Consider the following 25,021-nt stretch of genomic DNA (forward strand, 5'->3'; position numbering starts at 1 on the left):
TCCCAGCCAGTAGGCCCTGGCCGGTGCGGGTACCTGTCAGACTTGTCTGCGACGCGCCCCCTGTTGTTCGCCCTGTTGTTTGCCCTGTCGTTCATCCCCCACGTTACAAGGAGAATCCGATGTCACTCGCCACTCCCTCCGCCCGGTCACGGGCGATGCCGAGCCTTCGCCTGCGCCACCTCCACCGGCTGGCAACGGTGGGGCTCGGCCTGGCGCTGGCTTCTATGGCCGCCACGCCCTCCCTGGCCGCCGAGTCACCCACGCCACGCTATCTGGATATCCAGGCCCAGTCCGAGCTCAAGGTCGCGCCGGACGAGGCGACCTTGAACGCCCGACTGTGGGAGCTGACACCGGCCATCGCCCAGGAAAAGGACAGTGGTGACCACGGCCAGGCCCTGGCTGAGGCCCGCCAACGCCTGGAGGATCGTGCCGCCGAGCTGATCTCGGCGCTGGAAGACGCGGGTCTTTCCCGCGAGGCGATCAACGCTGGATCGCTGCGGGTACAGCAGGAGATGCTGCATCAAACGCGCCAGGGCAACGACAACCCCATCCCCATGGTACGTACTCGCCTGGAGCGTCCGGTGACCCTGGCGATCAGCGATCTCGATAGCCTTCCGACCCTGCTCGACGCCCTGACCGAAGCCGGCGTCAATGCACTGGACGGCGTCAGCTACGATCTTGCCGACCGCGACGCGGCCAGCGACCGCGCACTGACCCAGGCTCTCGAGCGCGCCAGGGCCAAGGCCGAACTGATGGCGGACGCCCTGGGAGTGGAGCTCGGTGAGGTGATCCATGTCAGCGAGACCAACGCCCCGGTGTTTCAGCCACGCATGATGGCGATGCGCGCCGACATGGCCGAAAGCGGCGGCAACGCCGACTACAGCCCCGGCAGCATCACCATTGACGCCGGTGTCCAGGTCCGCTGGGGGCTGGCCGAGGCAACCGCGGATATCGATCAGGATCGCCAGCAGGTCCCGGCTGCGCCGCAATGACGATAGCGGCGACGTCAGCCCGACGGCCATGGCACCGGTGGCCAGCGAGTCGCACCCGCCCAACGGAAAGCGGCCGGGGTCCGGTGCCATATCGCCTAAGCCCGTCACGCAAAACCCCGTGACGTAAAAAGTCCGTGACGTAAAAAGCCCCGGTGGTCTCGACCACCGGGGCTTTTGCTTGAGCAAGGGCAAGCGCGCCCGCCCCTCTCAAGGACGGATCAGACGTTGATGCGCTCGACCCAACCCATATAGGGACGCAGCACCTCGGGAACGGTGATCGAGCCGTCCTCGTTCTGGTGGTTTTCCATCACCGCGATCAGGCAGCGGCCCACCGCCAGGCCGGAGCCGTTGAGGGTGTGCAGAAGCTGCGGCTTCTTTTCACCCTTGGCGCGGAAGCGCGCCTGCAGGCGGCGTGCCTGGAAGTCCTCGCAGTTGGACACCGAGGAGATCTCGCGGTAGGTGTCCTGGCTCGGCAGCCAGACCTCGAGATCGTAGGTCTTGGCGGCGGAGAAGCCCATGTCACCGGTGCACAGGGTCACCACCCGATAAGGCAGCTCGAGTGCTTGAAGGATCGCCTCGGCGTGGCCGCGCATTTCCTCCAGCGCCTCGTAGCTCTTGGCCGGATCGACCAGCTGCACCATCTCGACCTTGTCGAACTGGTGCTGGCGGATCATCCCGCGGGTATCGCGACCGTGGGAACCTGCCTCGCTGCGAAAGCAGGGAGTATGGGCGGTCAGCTTCAGCGGCAAGGCGCCAGCGTCGACGATCTCGCCGCGCAGCAGGTTGGTCAGCGGCACCTCGGCGGTGGGGATCAGGTGGAACTCGCGCTCGTCGTCAAGCTTGAACAGGTCCTCGCCGAACTTGGGCAACTGGCCGGTGCCGTAGAGCGAGTCCCGGTTGACCATGTAGGGCACGTAGCACTCTTCGTAGCCGTGCTCCAGGGTCTGCTTGTCGAGCATGAACTGGGTCAGGGCGCGGTGCAGGCGAGCGATCGGCCCGCGCATCACGGCGAAGCGAGCGCCGGTCAGCTTGGCGGCAACCTCGAAGTCCAGATCGCCCTTCTTGGCTCCCAGGTCGACGTGATCCTTGACCTCGAAGGCGTACTCGCCGGGGTTGCCCCAGCGCGACACCTCGACGTTGTCGTCTTCGCTCGCACCTTCGGGCACGCTGGCGTGGGGCAGGTTCGGAATCCCCGCAGCGATGTCTTCCCACTGGCCCTGCACCTCGGCCAGCGCCACCTTGGCGGCGTCCAGGCGCTCGCCCAGGTCACTGACCTCGTCGAGCAGCGGCTGGATGTCCTCGCCGGCGGCCTTGGCCTTGCCGATCGCCTTGGAGCGAGTGTTGCGCTCGTTCTGCAAACGCTCGGTCTCGGTCTGCAGCTCGCGACGGCGGGATTCCAGCGAGCCAAGCGCCTCGCTGTCGAGAGAGTAACCGCGGGTGGCCAGTCGTTGGGCGAGCGTATCGAGGTCGCCGCGCAGCAGTTTCGGATCGAGCATGGAGTCTGGTCCGTCGCCTGAATGAAAGTTGAATCAATCGCCTGAGATAGCGCCACGTCCGTTCTGCAAGCAAGCAAGCAAGCAAGCAAGAGGATTGGTAATCAAGGGCCAATCCTGATCAAGCCTGGTTGTAGGCACTACACAGAAACTTGTCGTCGCATTTACGTCGAGACGTAAAATCGCAAAGCTGTGTTTAAAGTAATACGTAGAATTTCTGCCGGCGGCTATTGTAGGCAAAAGCGAGAGGCGGCGCCATCGACCGGGGGCGAGCGCCCGCTTCTCGCGCGATCGGGATGCACCTACCCCCCGAGACGCGGTAAAGTGGACGCCCTCCCATTCTCCTGCCCTGTCGATAGCGCCAGCCGCGCCACCGCGGGGCCTGTATCGACCGAGACCATGATCGCACCACTGCCCCTAGCTGATGCCGCGACCCCACTGGACCAACACTACGTCGACTTTCTCAATGCCCTGAAGGCGGAAGGTTTCGAGGGCGAAATCGCCCCGGACTACGCCAGCCGCACGGTACTGGCCACCGACAACTCGCTCTACCAGCGTCTGCCCCAGGCGGCGGTGTTCCCGCGTCATGCAGGCGACCTCGAGCTGCTCGGCCGGCTCGCCGGGCGCGAAGCCTTCCGCAAGGTGGCCCTGACACCGCGTGGTGGCGGCACCGGCACCAACGGCCAGTCGCTGAGCGACGGCCTGGTGGTGGACGTCTCCCGGCACATGAACCAGATCCTCGAGATCGACGTCGACAACCGCCGGGTACGGGTCCAGGCCGGGGTGGTCAAGGACCAGCTCAACGCCGCCTTGAGGCCCCATGGGCTGTTCTTCGCACCGGAACTGTCCACCTCCAACCGGGCGACCATCGGCGGCATGATCGCCACCGACGCCAGCGGCCAGGGCAGCTGCGAATACGGCAAGACCCGCCACCATGTGCTCGAGCTCGACAGCGTACTGATCGGCGGCGAGCGCCTGATCAGCGCCGCGGTCGACGAGGACGAACTCGAGACCCTGTGCGCCGAGGACTCGGCCCGGGGCCGCGCCTATCGCGCCGCCCGCATGATCATCGAGCAGGAGCGCGAGCGCATCGAGGCGATCTTCCCGCCGCTCAACCGCTGCCTGACCGGCTATGACCTGGCCCACCTTCGCGACGACGACGGCCGCTTCAACCTCAACAGCGTGCTGTGCGGCGCCGAGGGCTCGCTGGCGCTGACCAACGAGGCGGTGCTCAACGTGCTACCGATCCCGCGCCACTCGATTCTGGTCAATGTGCGCTACCCGAGCTTCATGGCGGCCCTCGCCGACGCCAAGGCGCTGATGGCCGGCGGCTCGTCACCAGAAAAGCCGCAGGCGCTTCGCCCCACCTCCATCGAGACCGTGGACGACAAGGTGTTGAAGCTCGCCATGGAGGACTTCGTGTGGGACTCGGTGGCCGAGTTCTTCCCGGTGGATGACGGACCGGCCATCGAGGGCATCAACCTGGTGGAGTTCAACGACGACGACCCCGAGCGCCTCGAGGCCCGGGTGGACGCCTTCTGCCGGGGACTCGAAAGCGACACCAGCGTCACCCGCCTGGGCTTCACCCAGGCCGTCGGCCGTGACGCCATCGGTCGGGTCTACGCCATGCGCAAGCGCTCGGTGGGCCTGCTCGGCAACGTCAAGGGCGAGAAGCGCCCGCTGCCCTTCGTCGAGGATACCGCGGTCCCCCCAGAGCACCTGGCCGACTACATCGCCGAGTTCCGCACCCTGCTCGATGCCCGAGGGCTCGAGTACGGCATGTTCGGACACGTCGACGCCGGAGTGTTGCATGTGCGCCCGGCGCTGGACATGAAAGACCCGCGCCAGCAGGCGATGATCCGCGAAATCTCCGATGAGGTGGCGGCGCTGACCCAGCGCTACCACGGCCTGTTGTGGGGGGAGCACGGCAAGGGCGTGCGCTCGGAGTACGCCCCGGCCTTCTTCGGTGAGCTCTACCCCAGCCTGCGACGCCTCAAGGGTGCCTTCGACCCGCACAACCAGCTCAATCCCGGCAAGATCGCCACGCCGCTGGTGGAGACCGACGAAGCGGCCAACAGCCAGCCCGAGCCCGGGGCCAGCCTCAGCGACCCCGGCCTGCTGGCCATCGACGCGGTACCCATGCGCGGCGATTTCGATCGTCAGATCGACGAGCGGGTGTGGCAGGCCCACGCCGACGCCGTCTACTGCAACGGCAACGGCGCCTGCTACAACTATGATCCCGACGACGCCATGTGCCCGTCGTGGAAGGCCACCCGGGATCGTGTGCACTCGCCCAAGGGCCGCGCCAGCCTGATGCGCGAATGGCTGCGCCTGCAGGGAAAGGCCGGCATCGACGTGGTCGAGGAGTCACAGCGCAAGAAGGATGAGACCGCGCTCGGCTGGCTCGCCCACCTACCCCGCCGCGCGCTCAACAGCCTGCGCGGCAAGGACGACTTTTCCCACGAGGTCTACGACGCCATGGCCGGCTGCCTGGCGTGCAAGTCCTGCGCCGGCCAGTGCCCGATCAAGGTCAATGTCCCGGCCTTCCGCTCCCAGTTCCTCGAGGTCTACCACGGACGCTACCTGCGACCGCTGCGCGACTACCTGATCGGCGGGCTCGAATTCCTGCTGCCGGCGCTGGCGCCACTGGCCCCGGCCTACAACGCGGCACTCGACAACCGCCTGGTGGACCGGCTGATGGCCCGCGGCCTCGGCATGGTCGACAGCCCCAGGCTGTCACGCGCCCGGCTCAAGAAGCAGCTCAAGGCCTGGGGCGTGGCCGAGGCCACTCCGCTGACGCTGGGACGCCTCAGCGAGCGCCAGAAGGCGCGCAGCGTGATCCTGGTGCAGGACGCCTTCACCAGCCACTTCGAAGCCAGACTGGTCGCCGACGTGGTGGAGCTGCTGTCGCGCCTCGATATCCGCGTCTTCGTCGCGCCCTACAAGCCCAACGGCAAGCCGCTCAACGTCCAGGGCTTTCTCGGCGCCTTCGAGCGCACCGCCCGCAAGCGTGCCCGAGAGCTCTCCACCCTGGCTGCCAGCGGCGTGCCGCTGGTGGGCATCGACCCGGCGATGACGCTGACCTATCGTCAGGAGTACGTGAAGGCACTGGGTGAGCAGGCCGTGCCTGAGGTGCTGATGCTGCAGGAGTGGCTTTTGAGCCTGGGCGCCTCGCTGGTGCCCTCGGGACTCGACCTGAGCGAGGAAGCCCCCTTCCAGCTGCTGTCCCACTGCACCGAGAAGACCCAGGCGCCGGGCAGCCCCAAGGCCTGGCAGCAATTGTTCGAACGTTTCGGGCTGCGCCTGGCGCCGCTGCCCTCGGGCTGCTGCGGCATGTCCGGCACCTACGGCCACGAGGCACGCAACCTTACGACCTCGCGTACCATCTACGCCCAGTCGTGGGAACCGGTGGTGCAGGAGCACGGCGGCAGCGGTCGCCTGCTGGCCACCGGCTACTCCTGTCGCAGCCAGGCCCGTCGCTTCTCCGACAGCCAGCTGCCGCATCCGCTGCAGGCGCTGCTCGGCGCACTTCGTCGGGCGAGCTGAGTCAGACCATCGTTGAGGCCTATGATGGCGATGGTTTGCATGATCGACGCCGCGTCAGTACGCTGCGCGGCTTTTCCCGTTTCGGAGTCGACCGACCATGGAGCATGCCGGACTCACCCTGGCGGCCGTTGGCCTGCTGGCGCTGGGCTCACAGTGGCTAGCCTGGCGCCTCAAGGTCCCCGCCATCCTGACGCTGTTGATCGCCGGCATTGCCGCAGGCCCAGTGACCGGCCTGCTCGACCCCGACGCCTTGTTCGGCGAGCTGCTGTTCCCGCTGGTGTCGCTGGCGGTGGCGGTGATCCTGTTCGAGGGTAGCCTCACCCTGAACTTTCGCGAGCTGGGCGGCCATGGCCGCACGGTGCGCCGCCTGGTCACCTGGGGAGCCCTGATCACCGCCCTGTGCGGAGCGCTGGCCGCCCGCTGGCTGCTGAGCCTGAGCTGGGAGATGGCGAGCCTGCTGGGGGCGCTGCTGGTGGTCACCGGCCCGACGGTGATCCTGCCGCTGCTGCAGACCCTGCGGGCCCGCGAGCACCTGACCCAGATCCTGCGCTGGGAGGGCATCCTGATCGACCCGGTGGGCGCCATCGGCGCGGTGCTGGTCTACGAATTCGTCGCCCTGGGCTCCGGCACCCAGGCACTGCCGCACACCCTGATGCTGTTCGCCCAGACCGCGTTGATCGGCTTCGGCTTCGGCGTCGCCGGCGGCTATCTATGGGGCCAGGTACTGCGCCAGCACCTGCTGCCGCAACGGCTGCACAGCTTCGGCACCCTGATGACCATGCTCGGTCTGTTCACCCTGTCCAACACCCTGTTTCACGAGTCCGGCCTGTTGACGGTAACGGTAATGGGCGCCTGGCTCGCCAATATGCGTGGCGTCCCCACCCGACCGATCATCGAGTTCAAGGAGACCCTGTCAATCCTTCTGATCTCGGGTCTGTTCATCCTGCTGGCGGCACGTCTGACGGTCGAGCAACTGGCACTGCTGGGCTGGCCGGCCTGGGCCTTTCTGGCGGTGCTGTTGTTGCTGGTGCGTCCGCTGGCGGTGTGGCTGTGCACCCTGGGCAGCGGCCTGGACTGGCGCGAGAAGAGTCTGCTGGCGTTCATCTCGCCCCGCGGCATCGTCGCCGCCGCGGTGGCCTCGCTGTTCGCGCTGCGGCTGGAAGAGATCGGAGTGCCCGGCGCCGACCGGCTGGTGCCGGTGACCTTTCTGGTGATCATCGCCACGGTCGTATCCCAGAGTCTGCTGGCCCGCCCGCTGGGCGACTGGCTGAAGGTGCGCCGTCCCTCGGCCCACGGCGTGCTGATCATCGGCGCCAACCCGGTGGCCCGGCAGATGGCCCACTGTCTGCGCCAGGCCCGACTCGGCGTGCTGCTGACCGACTCGAGCTGGGACGCGGTGCAGGCCGCCCGCGCCGAGGGGCTCTCGGCCTACTACGGTGACCCGCTGTCCGAACACGCCGCCCAGCACATGGAACTGAGCGGTATCGGCTACCTGATGCCGCTGTCGCCCTACCGAGAGCTCAATGATCTGGCCGCGCTGCACTTCGAGCATCTGCTGGGCCAGGGCCAGGTGTTCCGCCTGGCGGTCAACCTGGGGCGCCAGGCCCGGCGCCAGCACGCCACCGCCATCGAGCATGTTCCCTATCTGTTCGGCCGCGAGATGACCTTTGCCCAGCTCTCGAGCCTGGTCGAGCGTGGGGCTCGCTTCGAGGTCGAAAGGCTCGACGAAGCCCCCCGTTCACGGGCGCTGCTGCGCGCCAGCGGCGATAAGCGTGCGAGTGGAGAAAGGGGAGAAAGGGGAGAAAGACGCCCAGGTCACGTCCACAGCACAGACACCCGGCAAGCGCCCCTCCAGGCCAAGGACATCGCCAGCGCGAGACGTCAGGGGGCTTTCCCCGGCGACACCGACTCGGCGCCGCTGATCTGTGTCGGCACTTCAGGGCGGCCGCGCATCGCCACCGCCGACGCGCCGCTGACACCGCGCAAGGGCGATCATGTGATCCGCCTGGTCATGCCGGACCGGCAAAGTAGTCGGAAATAAAAACACCTCGGGCCGGTCGATGACCGGCCCGAGGTGTCTTCAGGCGAGTACAGGACTCAGAAGAACAGTCGCCGCAGGGCCTCGCCCGGATCTTCTTCGCGCATGAAGGCCTCGCCCACGAGGAAGCCGTGGACGTCGTTCTCGCGCATGCGCAGCACATCGTCGCGGCTGTGGATGCCGGACTCGGTGATCACCGTGACCTCGGGCGGAATCCGCGGCAGCAGTTCCAGGGTGGTCTCGAGTCGGGTATTGAAGGTATGCAGGTCGCGGTTGTTGATCCCGACCAGATCCAGATCGAGCGCCAGCGCCCGCTCCAGTTCCTGGGCGTCGTGGACCTCCACCAGCACGTCCATGCCAAGCTCGCCAGCCTGCTGGTGCAGGTCGCGCATCTGGGCGTCCTCCAGGGCGGCGACGATCAGCAGGATGCAGTCGGCGCCGATGGCCCGCGCCTCGCTGACCTGGTAGCCGTGGACGATGAAGTCCTTGCGGATCACCGGCAGGCTGCACGCCTCGCGGGCGGCAATCAGGTAGTCCTCATGGCCCTGGAAGAAGTCAGCGTCGGTCAGCACCGAGAGGCAGGCCGCCCCACCCCGGGCGTACTGAGCGGCGATCTCGGCCGGGCGAAAGTCCTCACGGATCAGCCCCTTCGAGGGTGAAGCCTTCTTGACCTCGGCGATCACCGCGGCGTCGCCGTCGCGGATCCGCTCGGCCAGCGAGATGACGAAACCGCGCGGTGCATCCTGCTCTCGCGCACGCGCGAGCAGCGCCTGCTCGCTGACCTGGCGGCGTCGGCTGGCGACCTCCTCGTCCTTGCGCTCGAGGATTCGCTCGAGGATCGTCGGGGTGGCATTGGCCATGTTGTGATTCTCCTTGCGGCCCGTCGGGCTCTTTTCAGAAAGGTCCTACTGAGCGAACACCCGGGTAAAGTGGGCCAGTTCCTTCATCTTTTCCAGCGCCAGCCTGGTTCCCTGGGCGTCCTGGGCCATCAGCACGCCTTCCTTGAGGGAATCGGCCACGTCGGCGGCGTAGAGGGCGGCGCCGGCGTTGAGGGCGACGATATCCGCCGCAGGCCCCTCGCCTGACAGCGCCTTCTCGACCAGACGCAGGCTGTCTTCGGCGGTCTTGACCTTGAGCGGAGCGAGCGACTGACGCTCGATACCGACATCCTCGGGGGTCAGGGTATAGCGGTGGATCTCGCCATCCTTGAGTTCGGCGATGCGGGTCGGCGCCGCCAGCGAGATTTCGTCCAGGCCGTCTTCGGCGTGGGCCACCAGCACATGCCGACTGCCGAGCTGACGCAGCACTTCCACCATCAACTCCAGCAGGTCGGCGTGGTAGACGCCGAGCAGCTGATTGGGCGCACTGGCAGGGTTGGTCAACGGCCCCAGAATATTGAACAGGGTGCGCACACCCATCTCGCGGCGCGGACCGATGGCGTGACGCATGGCCGGGTGGTGATTGGGCGCGAACATGAAGCCGACGCCGACCTCCTCGATGCAGCGGCCTACCTGTTCGGCGTCCAGATCCAGGCCGATGCCGGCCACCTGGAACAGATCGGCGCTGCCCGAGGACGACGACACCCCTCGGTTGCCGTGCTTGGCCACATGGGCGCCGGCGGCGGCGGCGACAAAGCTCGAGGCGGTGGATACGTTAAACAGGTTGGCGCCGTCCCCACCGGTGCCGACGATATCCACGACGTTGTCGCAGGACAGCGTTACCGGCGTCATCAGGTCGCGCATCACCTGGGCGCAGCCACTGATTTCCTCGGCGGTCTCGCCCTTCATCGCCATCCCCATCAGAAAGGCGGCGACCTGGGCGTCACTGGCCTCGCCGGTCATGATGGTGCGCATCACCGCATAGGCCTGCTCTCGGCCCAGGTTCTCCCGGCGCATCACCGCCGCGATGGCATTGGTCATCTGCATGCAAGTCTCCTGATGGTAGTCAGTGGCGCTCGAGGAAATTGGCCAGCATCTCGTGTCCCTGTCGCGACAGGATCGATTCCGGGTGGAACTGCACCCCTTCGATGGGCAGCTCCTTGTGGCGCAGGCCCATGATCAGGCCGGGGGTGATGTCGTCGTCATCGGTCCAGGCGGTGATCTCGAGACACTCCGGCAGACTCTCGCGCTCCACCACCAGCGAATGGTAGCGGGTCACCGAGAGCGGATCATCGAGGCCCTTGAACACGCCCTGTCCGGCATGGCGAATGTCGGAGGTCTTGCCGTGCATGACCTGGGGCGCGCGGACCACCTTGCCGCCGAACACCTGGCCGATGGCCTGGTGGCCGAGGCACACACCGAGCAGCGGCAGCTTGCCGGCGAAGTGGCGAATCAGCTCCAGCGAGATGCCGGCCTCGTTGGGCGTGCAGGGCCCCGGCGACACCACGATGTGGCTGGGCGCCATGGCCTCGATCTCGTCGAGGCTGATGGTGTCGTTGCGTCGGGTTACCACCTCGGCGCCCAGTTCGCCTAGGTACTGGACGATGTTGTAGGTGAAGCTGTCGTAGTTATCGAGCATCAAGATCATGGTGGCTCCAGGATTCAATATTGGGCTTCACCCAGCGAGACGACCCACACACAAAAATGCCGCCTCGCGGGCGGCACTCTCGCTGTCCTGACCGTCGTTGTCCAGACCGTGGTCCGCGACACCCCGGCGCTCAGGGTTCCTCCGCCCGCTTCAGTCGAAGGGGCGCCACCACTGCTGGCGATTACGGGACGGTGCGGAGGTCATATTCATCATGGGCTTATAGTGTGTGTCGTGGTCATGGCTGTCAAGCGGATGTCAGGCCGAACTCAGCGCAGTCCCTGCTCGGCCATGGCCACGGCACGAAACAGCGCACGCCCCTTGTTCAGGGTCTCGTCCCACTCGGACTGGGGCACCGAGTCCGCCACCACGCCGGCGCCGCATTGGACGTGCAGCTGACCGTCCTTGATCACCGCGGTGCGGATGGCGATGGCGGTGTCCATGTTGCCATGCCAGGACAGGTAGCCGACGGCCCCGGAGTAGACGCCGCGCTTGACCGGTTCGACCTCGTCGATGATCTCCATCGCGCGGATCTTGGGCGCTCCGGACAGGGTGCCCGCCGGGAAGGTGGCGCGCAGCACGTCCATGGCGCTGTAGCCCGGCTTCAGCTTGCCGGTGACGTTGGAGACGATGTGCATGACGTGGGAGTAGCGCTCGATGGCCATCTGATCGGTCACCTCGACGCTGCCGGTCTCGGAGATGCGGCCGACGTCGTTGCGGCCCAGGTCGATCAGCATCAGGTGCTCGGCGACTTCCTTGGGGTCGGCCAGCAGGTCCTCCTCCAGCGCCTTGTCCTCGGCCTCGGTCTTGCCACGCACCCGGGTGCCGGCGATCGGACGCACCGTCACCATGCCATCCTCCAGGCGGGTCAGGATCTCCGGCGAGGCGCCCACCACATGGTGGTCGTCAAGGTTGAAGAAGAACATGTAGGGCGACGGATTGAGGCTGCGAAGAGCCCGATACAGGTCCAGCGGCTCGGCCTGGAACTCGATCGACATGCGCTGGGACGGCACGCACTGCATCACGTCGCCGGCCAGCACGTACTCCTTGATCCTTTCCACCGCCGATTTGAAGCCCTCTTCGGTGAAGCCGGAGGTGAAGTGCCCCTCCTCCACCGCCGGGCGCGCGTCACCGGGCACCCGCGAGGCCACCGACAGCGGGCTGCGCAGGGCGTCTTCCAGGGCGCTCAGCCGGGCCTGGGCGGCGCTGAAGGCCGAGGGCGTGGAAGGATCGGCGTGGGTCCACAGGGTCAGACGCCCATAAAGGTTGTCGAACACCACCAGCTCATCGCACACCATCAACAGGATATCCGGCACCCCGATGGGGTCGTCCTTCTCCACACCGGCCAGGCGCGGCTCGATATAGCGGATGGTGTCGTAGCCGAAGTATCCCACCAGTCCGCCGTCGAAGATCGGCTGGTTGTCGAGCACCGGCACCTTGAAGCGACGCTGGAACTCCTCGATCCAGGCCAGCGGATCTTCCACTTCGGTGGCGCCGGTCACGTCACCATCGACAATATGCTGAACCTGATAGCCCCGCACCTCGATGCGTTCGCGACAGGGCAGCCCGATGATCGAGTAACGCCCCCACTTCTCGCCGCCGGTCACCGACTCGAGCAGAAAGGTCCAGGGCTGATCGGCCAGTTTCAGATAGGTGGACAGCGGCGTGTCCAGGTCGGCCATCATCTCGCGGGTGATGGGAATACGGTTGTAGCCGGCCTGGGCCAGCTCATCGAAACGCTCGGGGGTCATCATGCCCAGATCCTCAATTCAAGAGACGAAAGTGACAACGACAAGAACGGAGAAACGGTCACCATCGCCAACCGCAGGACGTCGTAGGCAGCGACGCAGACAGATGCGGACAGGACATCGAGGAGAAGCAAGGCTGGGCCATGGGCAGTCCACCAGCGAAACGAATGAATGAAGCCAACGAGTGACAGACCGCTACCGCGAGACCCGTGCGCCGCGCTCGAGGATTCCACACGACGGGATTCCCTGTGACGCGCGCCTGGCAAGGCCTGCAATAGCGAGGATTTATCGGCATGACGCTAACGATAGTGTCATGCCAAAAAACCCTAAACGAGTTGTTCCAGCGATTCAACCACCAGATCCGGCTCGCTCAGGCTGATCGGCTCGCCGTGATTGTAGCCGTAAGGCACCGCCACGGTACGGAAACCGGCGGCCTTGCCCGCCGCGACATCGTGACGGGAGTCGCCCACCATAAGACAGTACGAGGGACAGACGTCGAACTGCTGGGACAGGTGTCGCAGCGGCATGGGATCAGGCTTGCGACGAGGCAGGGTGTCGCCACCGAGGCAGGCGGAAAAGAAGCCATCGATACCCAGGTGCTCGAGGATCGGGTGGATGAAGGCCTCGGGCTTGTTGGTGACCAGACACAGGATCAGACCCCGCCCGAACAGCCGCTTCAAGGTCTCCGTCACCCCCGGATAGAGCCTCGTCCTGTCGCAGGGACGACGATGATAGTGCTCGAGGAAGCGCTCGTGGGCGGTCTTCAACAGCACCTCGCTGGGGGCCTCGCCCAGTGCATCGGTCAGGGCACGTTCCAGCAGCACCCAGGCACCATTGCCGACCCAGTCGCGCACCCTGGCTTCGCCTGCCGGCGCCAGTTCGACGTCGATCAAGGCGGCATCCACCGCCGCTGCCAGGTCCGGGACCGAATCGATCAGGGTGCCATCCAGATCGAAGGCCACCAACAGCACCCCCTCCAGGGCGTCACCCATAGGCCGTCTCCTCGACTATGCCGAAATTGGAATATCTATGCGCGGCGCACATTCTGGCGCAAGCGCCGTGGTCAGCCAAGCACTTATCTGTCTATGATGGCGCTCCACCTTTTTTCTGGAGCTCATCATGAGCAAACCCACCATCGTGGTTGTCGGCGGCGGCGCCGGCGGCCTTGAGCTGGTCACGCGCCTGGGACGACGGCTCGGCAAGAAGGACAAGGCCGACATCGTGCTGGTCGATCGCAATTCGACCCACATCTGGAAACCGCTGTTGCATGAGGTCGCCACCGGCGTCCTCGACTCGGGCCTCGACGAGATTTCCTATCAGGCCCACTCGGCGGCCAACGGCTACCGCTTCCAGCGTGGCACCCTGTGCGATCTGGATCGCGAGTCCCGCCAACTGACCCTGGCCCCCATCGTCGATGACGAGGGCAACGAGATCCTGCCGGCGCGGCGTCTCGACTACGATCACCTGGTACTGGCGGTCGGCAGCGTCAGCAACGACTTCGGCACGAAAGGCGTGGCGGACCACTGCCACTTCCTCGACAGCCCTGCCCAGGCCGAAGGCTTTCGACAGGCACTGCTCAATACCTTCATGCGCTACAGCACCCGGCTCGAGGATCAGGATCCCTGCATTACCGTGGGCATCATCGGGGCCGGGGCCACCGGCGTCGAACTGGCCGCCGAGTTGCACGACGCATCGCGCATGCTCAAGAGCTACGGCTTTACCGCGCTGGGCCGCGAGCACCTGCGGGTCCACCTGATCGAGGCCGCACCCAAGGTGCTGCCGGCGCTGCCGGACCGCATCAGCGGCGCGGTGCACAAGGAACTCGAGAACCTGGGGGTCAAGGTCCATGTGGACACCCGGGTGACCATGGTCGACGAGCGCGCCATCCACACCACCGACGATGACGCCATCGAGATCGACCTGGGGGTGTGGGCCGCCGGCATCAAGGCTCCGGCCTTCCTGGCAGAACTGGGGCTGGAGGTGGAGCGCAACAACAGGGTCAAGGTGGCCGCCACCATGCAGAGCATCGATGACCCGCGCATCTTCGCCTTCGGCGACTGCGCTAGCTGCCCCCAGGAAGATGGCACGGTGGTGCCACCCAGGGCCCAGGCCGCCCACCAGCAGGCCGGCGTGCTCTACCGCAACCTGTGTGCCGTGGTCGACGGCAAGCCGCTCAAGGAATTTGTCTTCCGCGACCGAGGCTCGCTGATTTCGCTGGCCCACTTCGACGCCATCGGCAGCCTGATGCGCGCCGCCTCGGCCCGTAGCCTGTTCATCGAGGGTAACCTGGCGCGCTTCTTCTACGCCTCGCTCTACCGCATGCACCAGCGCGCCATCCACGGCACGGTCAAGACCGCGATGATGGTGGTGGTCGATGGGCTTAACCGCTTCCTCAAGCCCAGGCTAAAGCTGCACTAGGGCTCGTCTGAAACGTGCCTGCCCGCACACCCCTGAAAGACTTCGCACTGTGCGTTTACAGCAAGAGAGGCTGCCCCAGGGCAGCCTCTCTTGCTTGTCGTCATCGACAGCACCACATCCTGCTCAGGCGTTGGCCTGGGACTCGTCCTTGGCGTGGTGATAGAGGTGCACGTCGCGCTGGGGAAAGGGAATGCTGATGCCTTCGCGATCGAAGCGACGCTTGATCTCCTCGGTCATCTCCCAGTAGACGTCCCAGTAGTCGGATGCCTGCACCCAGGGCCGCACGATCCAGGTGATGGAGGAGTCGCCCATGGCATTCATGCGGATATTCGGCGCCGGTTCGCTGAGCACGCGAGGGTCGTCGGCGACCACGCTCTCCAGCACCCGACGCACGGTATCGATGTCGTCGTCATAGCCGACCCCCACCGTCAGATCGACCCGACGAGTGGCGTGGGCAGAATAGTTGACCACGGCACCGCTCATCATCTGGCCGTTGGGCACGATGATCTTGCGATTGTCCGGCGTGCTCAGCTCGGTGCTGATGATCTGCACATCCTCGACGGTGCCGCTGACCCCACCGGCCTCCACGTAGTCGCCGATCCGGTAGGGGCGGAAGATGATGACCATGACCCCGGCGGCGAAGTTGGCCAGCGACCCCTGCAGGGCCAGACCCACCGCCAGACCGGCGGCACCGATCACCGCGATCAACGAGGCGGTCTGGATACCGATCCGGCTGATGGCGGCCAGGATCACGAAGGTCAGCAGCAAGGCATACAGGATGTTGCCGAGGAACTTGACCAGCAGGGGTTCGACGTCGGCACGCTGCATGCCCTTGACCACCACCCGGTGTACCGCCTTGGCCACCCAGCGCCCGATGATGAAGATCGCCGCCGCGGCGACCAGATTGATCAGAAACTGCAGCCCGGTGGTCGAGGCAAACTCGATCAGGGCCTCCACGTCCAGCTTTTGCAGGAACTCCATCTACCTCTCCTTGTATGTCGTTTTCGTTATCGAAGTACGATCCTGCTCGACCACCGCCCTCGCTTCGCCAGTGCTGATGCGCGCCGCCAGCCACTGGCGCTTGCGACGCACCGACATGCGCTTGACGGCGATTTCCAGCCGGCTGGCGTCACCTCGCGTGCCGACCGGCTCCTGATGGCGAAGCGTCAGAGGGCCCTTGCCACGCAGCGCCTTGGCGCCCTTGCCGCTGCGGTGTTGCTCGACACGCCTGGCGACATCGGTGGTAATGCCGGTATAAAGCGCCCCGGCCGCCGTCTCGACGATATACAGGTACCACGTCGTCGTTGCCGCCGCCGGCAGCTCGGGTACTGGCTCGCCTGAGACAGGCTCATCTGAGACAGGCTCGACTAAGCCCGGCTTGCCTGAGCCAGCATAGTCCGAATCGCCAATCACCGCGTAGAGGCCAGGCGCGAGCGAAAGTCGGCGATGATGCTGTCGTAGCCGTGGGGGTCCTCGTCGCGACGCGCGCCGAACACCGCGGAGCCCGCGACGAAGGTGTCCGCCCCGGCGCGCGCGATCTCGGCGATATTGTCTACCTTCACGCCACCATCCACCTGCAGACGAATATCCCGTCCGCTGGCGTCGATGCGCGCACGCGCCTGGCGCAGCTTGTCGAGCGTCGCCGGGATGAACGACTGCCCGCCGAAGCCCGGATTGACGCTCATCAGCAGCACCATGTCGACCTTGTCCATCACGTAGTCCAGGTAGGACAGTGGCGTCGCCGGGTTGAACACCAGTCCCGCCTTGCAGCCGCCGTCACGAATCAGCTGCAGCGAGCGATCGATATGTTCGGAGGCCTCGGGGTGGAAGGTGATGTAGCTGGCACCGGCATCGATGAAGTCACCGATCAGTCGATCCACGGGCTTGACCATCAGGTGGGCATCGATGGGCGCGGTGACGCCATGCTTGCGCAGCGCCTCACAGACCATCGGCCCGATGGTCAGGTTAGGCACGTAGTGATTGTCCATCACGTCGAAGTGGACGATATCGGCACCCGATGCCAGCACGTTGTCGACCTCTTCTCCCAGGCGGGCGAAGTCAGCGGACAGGATCGAAGGCGCGATCAGGAAGTCGTTCATGGAGTCATCCGAGGAGAGAGTCATGGTGGAGGCCACAAGGGCTCGACGAAAAGCGGCATTCTAGCAGTTGGTCCCGCCCGCATCAGCGATCTTCCTCCACGTCTTCTGCCGATTCGTCCGGTTGCAGTCGTCTATAGTATGCGCGTTGCGACATCTTATATTCCAAACAGTTTTAACAAACAGGATTGTAATTCCTTAAAATTAGCCTTAGCCTTCGTTGCGATCCGCCGATTTCCCCGGCCCACCCCCGACGTCAAGGAACCCCGACATGAAGCTGCCCCCGATCCTGCGCCGTACCGCCCTGTCCCTGTCCCTGGCCGCCGGCCTCGGCGGTGCCATGGCCTCGCCGGTAATGGCCGAGGACAAGGAGCTGCTCAACTCGTCCTATGACATCGCCCGCGAGCTGTTCGCCGCCATCAACCCGGCGTTTCAGCAGCACTGGCAGGCAGAGAATGACGGTGAGCTGACCATCAAGCAGTCCCACGGCGGCTCTTCCGCCCAGGCCCGCGCCATCCTGCAGGGCCTGAAGGCCGACGTGGTGACCTACAACCAGGTCACCGACGTCCAGGTACTGGCCGATGCCGGCCTGGTCGCGGAAGACTGGCAGAGCCAGTTGCCCAACAATGCCTCGCCTTACTACTCCACCACCGCCTTCCTGGTGCGCAAGGGCAACCCCCAGGGTATCGAGAGCTGGGAAGACCTGGCCGCCGAGGGCGTCGAACTGGTGTTCCCCAACCCCAAGACCTCCGGTAACGGCCGCTATACCTACCTGGCCGCCTGGGGTGCCGCCGAGCGCAACTTCGACGGCGACGAGGACCAGGTGCGCGAGTTCATGAGCGACTTCCTCGGCAATGTGAAGGTGTTTGACACCGGCGGTCGCGGCGCCACCACCAGCTTCATCGAACGTGGCATCGGCGACGTGCTGATCAGCTTCGAGTCCGAGGTCAACAATATCCGTAACGAGTACGGCAGCGACGAATACGACGTTATCGTGCCGCCGGTCAGCATCCTCGCCGAGTTCCCGGTGGCGGTGGTCGAGGAGAACGCCGAGCGCAACGGCAACCTCGAGCTCGCCCGTGCCTACCTCGACTACCTCTACACCGAGGAGGCCCAGCGCCAGCTGGCAGGCTTCAACTACCGCGTCCACAACGAAGCGGTGAAGAAAGAGTTCGCCGATCGCTTCCCCGAGACCGAGCTGTTCGAGGTTCAGGACGTGTTCGGTGGCTGGGACAGCGCCATGGACACCCACTTCAAGAGCGGCGGCGAGCTGGACCAGCTGCAGCGTCGCTGATCGTCAAGGCAAGCGACCTATCCCATGCACAAGGCCATCTCCCTGCCCTTTGCCCGATCCGCCCGGCGCCGCGTGCTGCCGGGCTTCGGCCTGTCTCTGGGCATCAGCCTCACCTTCGTCTCGCTGGTACTGCTGCTGCCGCTGACCGGCCTGGTCGGCCAGCTCAAGGGGCTGTCGCTGTCCGAGTACTGGTTCATCATCAGTGAACCCCGCGTGGTGGCAAGCTACGTCACCACCATCGGTGGCGCCCTGGTGGCGGCGCTGGTCAACGCCGTGTTCGGGCTGTTGATGGCCTGGGTGCTGGTGCGCTACGACTTCCCCGGCAAGCGCCTGCTCGATGCCCTGATGGACCTGCCCTTCGCGCTGCCCACGGCGGTCGCCGGCATCACCCTGGCAACGCTCTACTCGTCCAAGGGCTGGATGGGACAGCTGCTGGAGCCGCTGGGCTGGCAGGTGTCCTACACCTGGGTCGGCATCGCCCTGGCCATGGCCTTCACCAGCATCCCCTTCGTCGTGCGCACGGTGCAGCCGGTGCTCGAGGACCTGCCCGCGGAAATCGACGAAGCCGCCATGAGTCTGGGCGCCCGCGACGGCGTGGCCTTTCGTCGGGTCATCCTGCCCCACCTGTGGCCGGCCCTGGTCACCGGCACCGGGCTCGCCTTCGTGCGCTCCCTGGGCGAATTCGGTGCGGTGATCTTCATCGCCGGCAACATGCCCTACGAGACCGAGATCACTTCGCTGATGATCTTCGTCAAGCTGCAGGAGTACGACTACGTGGGGGCCTCGGCCATCGCCTCGGTGGTGCTGGCGACCTCGCTGGCGCTGCTGCTGGCGATCAACCTGTGGCAGGGACGCTTTATCCGCCGACTGCACGGAGGACGCGGCTGATGCAACGAATCGGTGACGCCCCCTGGCTCAGGCGCAGCCTGATCGCGCTGGCGGTAACGCTCTCGGCACTGTTTCTGCTGCTACCGCTGCTGGCCATCTTCGCCCAGGCCCTGGCCGAGGGTGTCGGGCCCTTCATCGCCAATGTCACGGATCATTTCACCCTGGCGGCGATCGGCCTGACCCTGTTCATCACCCTGCTGACGATCCCGGTCAACCTGGTCTTCGGAGTCATGCTGGCCTGGCTGGTGACCCGCTTCGCCTTCCCCGGACGGCGCCTGCTGCAGACACTGATCGACATCCCCTTCGCCATCTCGCCGGTGGTGGCGGGCCTGGTCTACCTGCTGCTCTACGGCCGCAACGGCTGGATCGGCGGCTGGCTGGATGCCCACGACATCCAGTTGATGTTCGCCTGGCCCGGCATCCTGATGGTGACCATCTTCGTCACCTGCCCCTTCGTCGCCAGGGAGCTGATCCCGCTGATGCAGGCCCAGGGCTCCCGCGAGGAAGAAGCGGCGGTAACCCTCGGCGCACGCGGCTTTACGCTGTTTCGCCGGGTGACCCTGCCCAATATCCGCTGGGCCCTGCTCTACGGCGTGATCCTGACCAACGCCCGGGCGGTGGGTGAATTCGGCGCGGTCTCGGTGGTCTCCGGGGCCATCCGCGGCGAGACCAACACCCTGCCGCTGCACGTGGAGCTTCTGTATCAGGACTACAACACCGTCGGCGCCTTCGCCAGCGCCGCCCTGCTGGCACTGATCGCCCTGCTTACCCTGGCCGCCAAGGCCACGCTCGAATGGCGCGCCACGCGCCGGGAGGCCCTGACATGAGCATTCGTCTCGACCATATCCAGAAGCACTTCGGACGCTCCCAGGCGCTGTCTCCCATCGACCTGGACATCAACAGCGGCGAGCTGATCGGCCTGCTGGGTCCGTCCGGTTCCGGCAAGACCACCCTGTTGCGGATCATCGCCGGGCTAGAGACACCGGACGACCACCCCGACTGCCGCATTCTGTTCGGCGAACGCGACGTGACCCACGTCCACGTACGTGACCGGCGTATCGGCTTCGTGTTCCAGCACTACGCGCTGTTCCGCCATATGAGCGTGTTCGACAATGTCGCCTTCGGCCTGACCGTGCTGCCCCGCCGCGAGCGTCCCTCAAGCGGTGAGATCCGCTCCCGGGTCATGCAACTGCTGGAGATGGTGCAGCTGTCTCACCTGGCCGAACGCTTCCCGGCACAGCTCTCCGGCGGGCAGCAGCAGCGTGTCTCGCTGGCACGCGCCCTGGCGCTCAAGCCAGAGGTGCTGCTGCTCGATGAACCCTTCGGGGCGCTCGATGCCAAGGTCCGCCAGGAGCTGCGCCGCTGGCTCAGGCACCTGCACGACGAGCTGGGCTTCACCAGCGTGTTCGTGACCCACGACCAGGAGGAAGCGCTGGAGCTGTCTGACCGTGTGGTGGTGATGAGCAACGGCCGTATCGAGCAGATCGACACCCCGGAGACGCTGTACCGTCAACCGCGCAATCGCTTCGTGTTCGAATTCCTCGGCGACGTCAATCATCTGGAAGGCGAGGTTCGCGGCGGCGTGCTGACCTGTGGTGAGGCGCGCCTGACACTGGACCTGGACGACGGCCCTCAGGAGATCCTGCTGCGCCCCCACGAGGTACAGGTGGCCGCCGCCCCCAGTGCCGACGCTCACCTGCCCGCGGTGGTCACCGCGGTGGTCCCGGTGGGCGCCGAAGTGCGCATCGAGCTGAACGCCGACTGGATGGACGAGCCCTGGATGGCGACCCTGAGCCATGGCGACGCCGAACGCCTGGCACTTGGCCGTGGCTCCCGGGTCTACGCCCTGCCCCGGCACTGGCACCACTATCCAGACAGTCGGCCCGATAGCCAGCAACCGGACGTGTCGGGTGATAGATCCGCCAAGAGTGGTGCCAAGCGCCGAGAATCCGGCGCAACTGTCTGAGCGCCGCCAAGGGTGGCGCCACTGTCCAAGCGCCGCGAATCCGGCGCAGATGCCCGCCAGGTGGGGCCTTGTCCGCTTCGATCAGCCCAGGAACTTTTGCTGCACGCCCCCCTCTGATAGACGTACTATCGCCCGTCCAGGCAAAGCCTCGTCCGACGAGTGCGCACTACGGTGCGATTTCTACCGATAATACGACAAGGAGTTCCCCCTATGCTTCGTCGCCTTCTGTTGGGCGCCGCTGGTGTGACCGCGCTGCTCGCGCTCAGCGCCTGCTCGAGCCCCCACCATCTGCAGCCCGACCCCAAGCGCAGCGTGGCCGTGCCGGCCTCCGGCTCTGGCCAGGCGGTCACCGTCATCGCCGCCGATGACCGCGCCTCGGACGTGCTCGGTACCCGCAGCGGCAGCGCAAGCTCCACCGCCACCATCAGCGTCAGCCCCCACGAGATCGTGCCGAGGCTTCAGGCCGAGGTGGAGCGGGCGGTGCGCGAGATGGGCTTCAGCCCCACCGCCGAACCGGCTCCGGGCCGCCCCAGCCTGACGCTGACGCTGAAGAAGCTGAGCTATGAACGCGGCCAGAGTCAGCCGCTGGTGGACGAGGCCAGACTGGAAAGCGTCATCGAGGCCGAAGCCAGCAATGACGGCCAGACCTACACCGGCACCTACACCTCGCGCCGCGTGCAGAGTTATGCGGTGAAGCCGGACAAGGCAACCAATCAGCGCATGGTCACCGACCTGCTCACCGACGGTCTGAACCGGGCCTTCGCCGACCCGGAGCTGGGCCAATTGCTGGCCCGCTGACGCTCGCCCGCCCCGCGGGGCGGGCCAGGCAGGCACACGACAGCGCGCCGCCCCTTGTGGGTGGCGCGCTTTGGTTTGATGCACTCAATCACTCGTCGGTGGTGGGACCACGCCGTACCAGCGCCCAGACCGACTCACGAAAGCCATTGGCTTCGGGCTCGCCGTCTTCCAGGTGGGTGACGATGAAGTTGGGGTCGAACAACCGCCTCACCTCGGCGCCGTCCACATGGAACGGCGGACCTTCGTCGCCGCTCCGACTCAGACTGACCAGCAGCCCCCGCGCGCCAGGCGGTATCAGCTGGGCCAGGTGAAAGGCGTAGCGCTGGCGGGTGGCCTCGGGCAAGGCGATCAGGGCGGCACGATCATAGAAGGCGCCGATCTCCGAGGCCTGGGCGATATGGAAGTGAAAGAAGTCACCGCACCATAGCTCGATACTGCCCTGTCGCAGAATCGCGAAACCGTCCTGCTGGTAGCGCGACACCTCCCCTCGGCCATCTTCCACAAACTGTTCGAGCGCGCGCTCCGACAGCTCGATGCCGAGCACCGGATGTTGATGCTCGGCCAGCCAGCGCATGTCCAGGCTCTTGCCGCACAGTGGCACCAGCACCTTGGTCCCGGGAACCACCCCCAGCATCGGCCAGTGGCGGATCAGTGCAGGATGAACGCTATCGCGATGAAAGCCGATGCGCCCCTCTTCCCAGCGTTTCAACCAGTGTTCGTGCATCGAATTCTCTGTCCCGGGTGCTAGAACCAGCGGTCGCGCTTGCGCCGACGCCGCGGCAGGTGCGGCACGATCAGGCCGACGATCAGGCCCGCCCCGGCGACGCCCCCGCCGTACATGAAGTAGCGCATCAGCAGGTCTTCCTTGCGGGTCTCCAGGCGAGCCTCGAGGTCCTTGTTGGTCTCGCTGATATCGCTGAAGGCGCTCTCCAGCTCATGATTGCGTGCTTCCAGTTCGGCGATGCGGCTCTCGCGCACCTCGAGGGTCTCGGTCATGGTCCGAGTGCGCTCTTCCCAGCTTTCGTTGATGCCGTCGAGCTCCTCGGTGAGTTCTTCCACCCTTGCCTCGAGCTTGGGCAGCTGGTCGCTGGCGCTGGGGGTCTGTTGCAGTTCGCTGCTGGGGACCCAGACCACGTCTCCGCTGTCGCTTCGGACCTGGGAATAGTCGCCGGAGGTGTCCAGCAGGGTCACCGGCTGGCCGGCGGTCAAGGTGCCGACGATGCGGTAGCCGTCGGTGGGGCCACTGCGCACATAGGTGGTGAGTTCGTCCGACACCCACCGTGAGGTGCCGTCGTCCTGAGCCATCGCCGGCAGGGCGGCGCCGGTCAGGGCGAGGCCCAGGGTCACTGTCTTGAGAAATTGCGTTTTCATGCCGTCTTTCCTGGCTAATCTGGGCTCGGTTGCGACTCGAGTGACGCTGCGCCGGCTTCCTGCCAAGCCGCAACGTGCGATGAGACCAAGGAGGGTGACAAACGTTCCACAGCTCCTGTGGACAAGTGTCGGGAAAACCGCTGGACATCGCTGTCCTGCGGGCGAGACACCTGGGGTTGGCACAAAATGGTCATAAAATAGCCAGCCCGCGTTCCCATCCGCCCGCAAGACTATCACATTGGCTCACCGGGATACCCCGGCCGGTGGACCAAGATCCACCGGGATCTCCGCGCGCCCTGCCCTGGTCCCTGGCCGGTACGTCGGCAAACTGGCCCCACCCGGGCCGGGTGCGTATAATGCGCCACCATGCGCCACGGTCGTTCGACCGCCAGTCTCGCGCCCATTCACCACCACTCACGTGACCAGGCACCCCTGGTGCCCATCGGGCCGGGAGCCCGACATATTGCTATGACGAAGAAACTCTTCATCAAGACCCACGGCTGCCAGATGAACGAGTACGACTCTGCCCGCATGGCGGATCTGCTCGGCGACTCCCATCAGATGGAACTGACCGACAACGAACAGGACGCGGACGTGATCCTGCTCAATACCTGTTCGATTCGGGAAAAGGCCCAGGAGAAGGTCTTCCACCAGCTCGGTCGCTGGAAGAAGCTCAAGCAGTCCAACCCCGATCTGGTGATCGGCGTCGGTGGCTGCGTGGCCAGCCAGGAAGGCGAGGCCATTCGCAAGCGCGCCCCCCACGTCGACATGGTGTTCGGTCCCCAGACCCTGCACCGGGTGCCGAGCATGCTCGACGCCAGCCGTGACAACCAGATCTCGGTGGTGGACGTCACCTTCCCCGAGATCGAGAAGTTCGATCACCTGCCCAAGCCCAGTTCCGATGGCGCCAGCGCCTTCGTCTCGGTGATGGAAGGCTGCTCCAAGTACTGCACCTTCTGCGTGGTGCCCTACACCCGTGGCGAGGAAGTCTCGCGGCCGTTCGAGGCGGTCATGGACGAGGTCTTCCACCTGGCCGACCAGGGCGTTCGCGAGATCAACCTGCTGGGCCAGAACGTCAACGCCTACCGCGGGCTCAACGACGACGGCGACGAAATCGATCTGGCCGAACTGATCGCCTGCGTGGCGGCGGTCGACGGCATCGACCGTATCCGCTTCACCACCTCGCACCCGGTGGAGTTCAGCGACAGCCTGATCGAGGCCTACGCCGAGATTCCGGAGCTGGTCAGCCACCTTCACCTGCCGGTGCAGGCCGGTTCCGACCGCATCCTGGCGGCGATGAAGCGCGGTCACACGGTCGAAGAGTACGTCGACAAGATGGAGCGCATCCGCGCCCTGCGCCCGGACATCAGCTTCTCCTCGGACTTCATCATCGGCTTCCCGGGCGAGACCGAGGAGGACTTCGAGGCGACCATGGACCTGATCCATCGCATCGGCTTCGACGTATCCTTCAGTTTCGTCTACTCCGCTCGCCCGGGCACCCCGGCGGCGGCGCTTGACGACGAGACCCCGGAAGAGATCAAGAAGCAGCGTCTGGCGATCCTGCAGGAGCGCATCAACCAGCAGGCGATGCAGATCAGTCGGCGCATGGTGGGCACTACCCAGCGTGTGCTGGTCAGCGGCTTCTCGCCCCGCGACCCGGGCCAGTTGTCCGGACGCACCGAGAACAACCGGGTGGTCAACTTCCGCGCGGCCAACCCCACCGAGCTGATCGGCTACTTCGTCGACGTCGAGATCACCGAGGCCCTGCCCAACTCGCTGCGTGGCGAACTGGCTTCCGGCGAGCGCTACTGAGGCTTGTCCTGTCCCGGGGCGGGCGGCTCGGCCGTTTC

Annotated in this window: 21 protein-coding genes; 10 read left to right on the forward strand and 11 right to left on the reverse strand. The window is 65.7% G+C overall.

Going from position 1 to position 25,021, the window contains the following annotated elements; genetic code table 11:
- The first annotated feature begins 119 nt into the window (after positions 1–119).
- Positions 120–992 (forward strand): SIMPL domain-containing protein, encoded by an 873-nt coding sequence (locus NFI08_RS12020; protein ID WP_261392147.1) that lies wholly within the window; start codon positions 120–122, stop codon positions 990–992.
- Between the two features lie 218 nt (positions 993–1,210).
- Here NFI08_RS12020 and serS read toward each other — a convergent pair whose 3' ends face one another.
- Positions 1,211–2,488 (reverse strand): serine--tRNA ligase, encoded by a 1,278-nt coding sequence (gene serS, locus NFI08_RS12025; protein ID WP_349589598.1) that lies wholly within the window; start codon positions 2,486–2,488, stop codon positions 1,211–1,213.
- A 396-nt stretch (positions 2,489–2,884) separates the two neighbouring features.
- Here serS and ydiJ point away from each other — a divergent pair, with 396 nt between their 5' ends.
- Together ydiJ and NFI08_RS12035 are read left to right on the forward strand one after the other, a co-directional pair.
- Positions 2,885–6,031, forward strand: coding sequence for a D-2-hydroxyglutarate dehydrogenase YdiJ (gene ydiJ / locus NFI08_RS12030; protein WP_349589601.1), 3,147 nt, complete (start codon positions 2,885–2,887; stop codon positions 6,029–6,031).
- Positions 6,032–6,128: 97 nt separating this feature from the next.
- A complete protein-coding gene (locus NFI08_RS12035) occupies positions 6,129–8,072 on the forward strand; it encodes a cation:proton antiporter (RefSeq protein ID WP_349589604.1) in 1,944 nt (647 codons plus the stop codon).
- A 56-nt stretch (positions 8,073–8,128) separates the two neighbouring features.
- Here NFI08_RS12035 and trpC read toward each other — a convergent pair whose 3' ends face one another.
- The 5 genes from trpC to NFI08_RS12060 form a co-directional block, all read right to left on the reverse strand.
- Entirely contained in the window at positions 8,129–8,929 is an 801-nt protein-coding gene (gene trpC / locus NFI08_RS12040) for an indole-3-glycerol phosphate synthase TrpC (RefSeq protein ID WP_108131493.1), read from the reverse strand.
- A 45-nt stretch (positions 8,930–8,974) separates the two neighbouring features.
- Positions 8,975–9,994 carry an anthranilate phosphoribosyltransferase gene (gene trpD / locus NFI08_RS12045; RefSeq protein WP_045994365.1) on the reverse strand — a complete coding sequence of 340 codons (1,020 nt, stop codon included), beginning with the start codon at positions 9,992–9,994 and terminating at the stop codon, positions 8,975–8,977.
- Between the two features lie 19 nt (positions 9,995–10,013).
- The gene (locus NFI08_RS12050) at positions 10,014–10,595 is read right to left on the reverse strand and encodes an anthranilate synthase component II (protein WP_286985312.1); all 582 of its coding nucleotides are present in this window, start codon (positions 10,593–10,595) and stop codon (positions 10,014–10,016) included.
- Between the two features lie 266 nt (positions 10,596–10,861).
- Positions 10,862–12,343 (reverse strand): anthranilate synthase component I, encoded by a 1,482-nt coding sequence (gene trpE / locus NFI08_RS12055; RefSeq protein WP_045993597.1) that lies wholly within the window; start codon positions 12,341–12,343, stop codon positions 10,862–10,864.
- Positions 12,344–12,666: 323 nt separating this feature from the next.
- On the reverse strand, positions 12,667–13,332 hold the full coding sequence (locus NFI08_RS12060) for a phosphoglycolate phosphatase (RefSeq protein WP_108131492.1): 666 nt from the start codon (positions 13,330–13,332) through the stop codon (positions 12,667–12,669).
- 127 nt (positions 13,333–13,459) lie between these two features.
- Between NFI08_RS12060 and NFI08_RS12065 the strand changes: the two genes are divergently transcribed.
- Complete coding sequence (locus tag NFI08_RS12065) at positions 13,460–14,758, forward strand: NAD(P)/FAD-dependent oxidoreductase (protein WP_108131491.1); 1,299 nt, start codon at positions 13,460–13,462, stop codon at positions 14,756–14,758.
- A 123-nt stretch (positions 14,759–14,881) separates the two neighbouring features.
- On the opposite strand, the gene NFI08_RS12070 is transcribed toward NFI08_RS12065, so the two are convergent.
- The 3 genes from NFI08_RS12070 to rpe are packed head-to-tail and all read right to left on the reverse strand — an operon-like array spanning position 14,882 to position 16,857.
- Positions 14,882–15,739 carry a mechanosensitive ion channel family protein gene (locus tag NFI08_RS12070; RefSeq protein ID WP_249743072.1) on the reverse strand — a complete coding sequence of 286 codons (858 nt, stop codon included), beginning with the start codon at positions 15,737–15,739 and terminating at the stop codon, positions 14,882–14,884.
- The gene (locus tag NFI08_RS12075; RefSeq protein ID WP_349589611.1) at positions 15,740–16,171 is read right to left on the reverse strand and encodes a GIY-YIG nuclease family protein; all 432 of its coding nucleotides are present in this window, start codon (positions 16,169–16,171) and stop codon (positions 15,740–15,742) included.
- Positions 16,168–16,857, reverse strand: a complete 690-nt coding sequence (rpe, locus tag NFI08_RS12080) for a ribulose-phosphate 3-epimerase (RefSeq protein WP_083970258.1) — start codon at positions 16,855–16,857, stop codon at positions 16,168–16,170. Before rpe ends, NFI08_RS12075 begins: the two co-directional genes overlap by 4 nt.
- A 337-nt stretch (positions 16,858–17,194) precedes the next feature.
- Between rpe and cysP the strand changes: the two genes are divergently transcribed.
- The 5 genes from cysP to NFI08_RS12105 all read left to right on the forward strand — a co-directional run bounded on the left by cysP (position 17,195) and on the right by NFI08_RS12105 (position 21,800).
- Positions 17,195–18,148, forward strand: coding sequence for a thiosulfate ABC transporter substrate-binding protein CysP (gene cysP / locus NFI08_RS12085; protein WP_502881096.1), 954 nt, complete (start codon positions 17,195–17,197; stop codon positions 18,146–18,148).
- Positions 18,149–18,172: 24 nt separating this feature from the next.
- Complete coding sequence (cysT, locus tag NFI08_RS12090) at positions 18,173–19,036, forward strand: sulfate ABC transporter permease subunit CysT (protein ID WP_108131489.1); 864 nt, start codon at positions 18,173–18,175, stop codon at positions 19,034–19,036.
- Entirely contained in the window at positions 19,036–19,863 is an 828-nt protein-coding gene (cysW, locus tag NFI08_RS12095; protein ID WP_108449783.1) for a sulfate ABC transporter permease subunit CysW, read from the forward strand. Before cysT ends, cysW begins: the two co-directional genes overlap by 1 nt.
- The gene (locus tag NFI08_RS12100) at positions 19,860–21,002 is read left to right on the forward strand and encodes a sulfate/molybdate ABC transporter ATP-binding protein (RefSeq protein WP_213231530.1); all 1,143 of its coding nucleotides are present in this window, start codon (positions 19,860–19,862) and stop codon (positions 21,000–21,002) included. The genes cysW and NFI08_RS12100 overlap by 4 nt, the downstream gene beginning before the upstream one ends.
- 210 nt (positions 21,003–21,212) lie before the next feature.
- Positions 21,213–21,800 carry a YajG family lipoprotein gene (locus NFI08_RS12105; RefSeq protein ID WP_349589620.1) on the forward strand — a complete coding sequence of 196 codons (588 nt, stop codon included), beginning with the start codon at positions 21,213–21,215 and terminating at the stop codon, positions 21,798–21,800.
- Between the two features lie 88 nt (positions 21,801–21,888).
- Here NFI08_RS12105 and NFI08_RS12110 read toward each other — a convergent pair whose 3' ends face one another.
- Both NFI08_RS12110 and NFI08_RS12115 read right to left on the reverse strand, forming a co-directional pair.
- Entirely contained in the window at positions 21,889–22,524 is a 636-nt protein-coding gene (locus tag NFI08_RS12110) for a class I SAM-dependent methyltransferase (protein WP_349589623.1), read from the reverse strand.
- A gap of 20 nt (positions 22,525–22,544) precedes the next feature.
- Positions 22,545–23,171, reverse strand: coding sequence for a TIGR04211 family SH3 domain-containing protein (locus NFI08_RS12115; RefSeq protein WP_108131485.1), 627 nt, complete (start codon positions 23,169–23,171; stop codon positions 22,545–22,547).
- Between the two features lie 468 nt (positions 23,172–23,639).
- Here NFI08_RS12115 and miaB point away from each other — a divergent pair, with 468 nt between their 5' ends.
- Positions 23,640–24,983, forward strand: a complete 1,344-nt coding sequence (miaB, locus tag NFI08_RS12120; protein WP_045991787.1) for a tRNA (N6-isopentenyl adenosine(37)-C2)-methylthiotransferase MiaB — start codon at positions 23,640–23,642, stop codon at positions 24,981–24,983.
- Positions 24,984–25,021 lie beyond the last annotated feature (38 nt).

It is taken from the genome of Halomonas sp. EF61 (assembly GCF_040147045.1).
In the GTDB taxonomy this organism is placed as follows: domain Bacteria; phylum Pseudomonadota; class Gammaproteobacteria; order Pseudomonadales; family Halomonadaceae; genus Halomonas; species Halomonas litopenaei.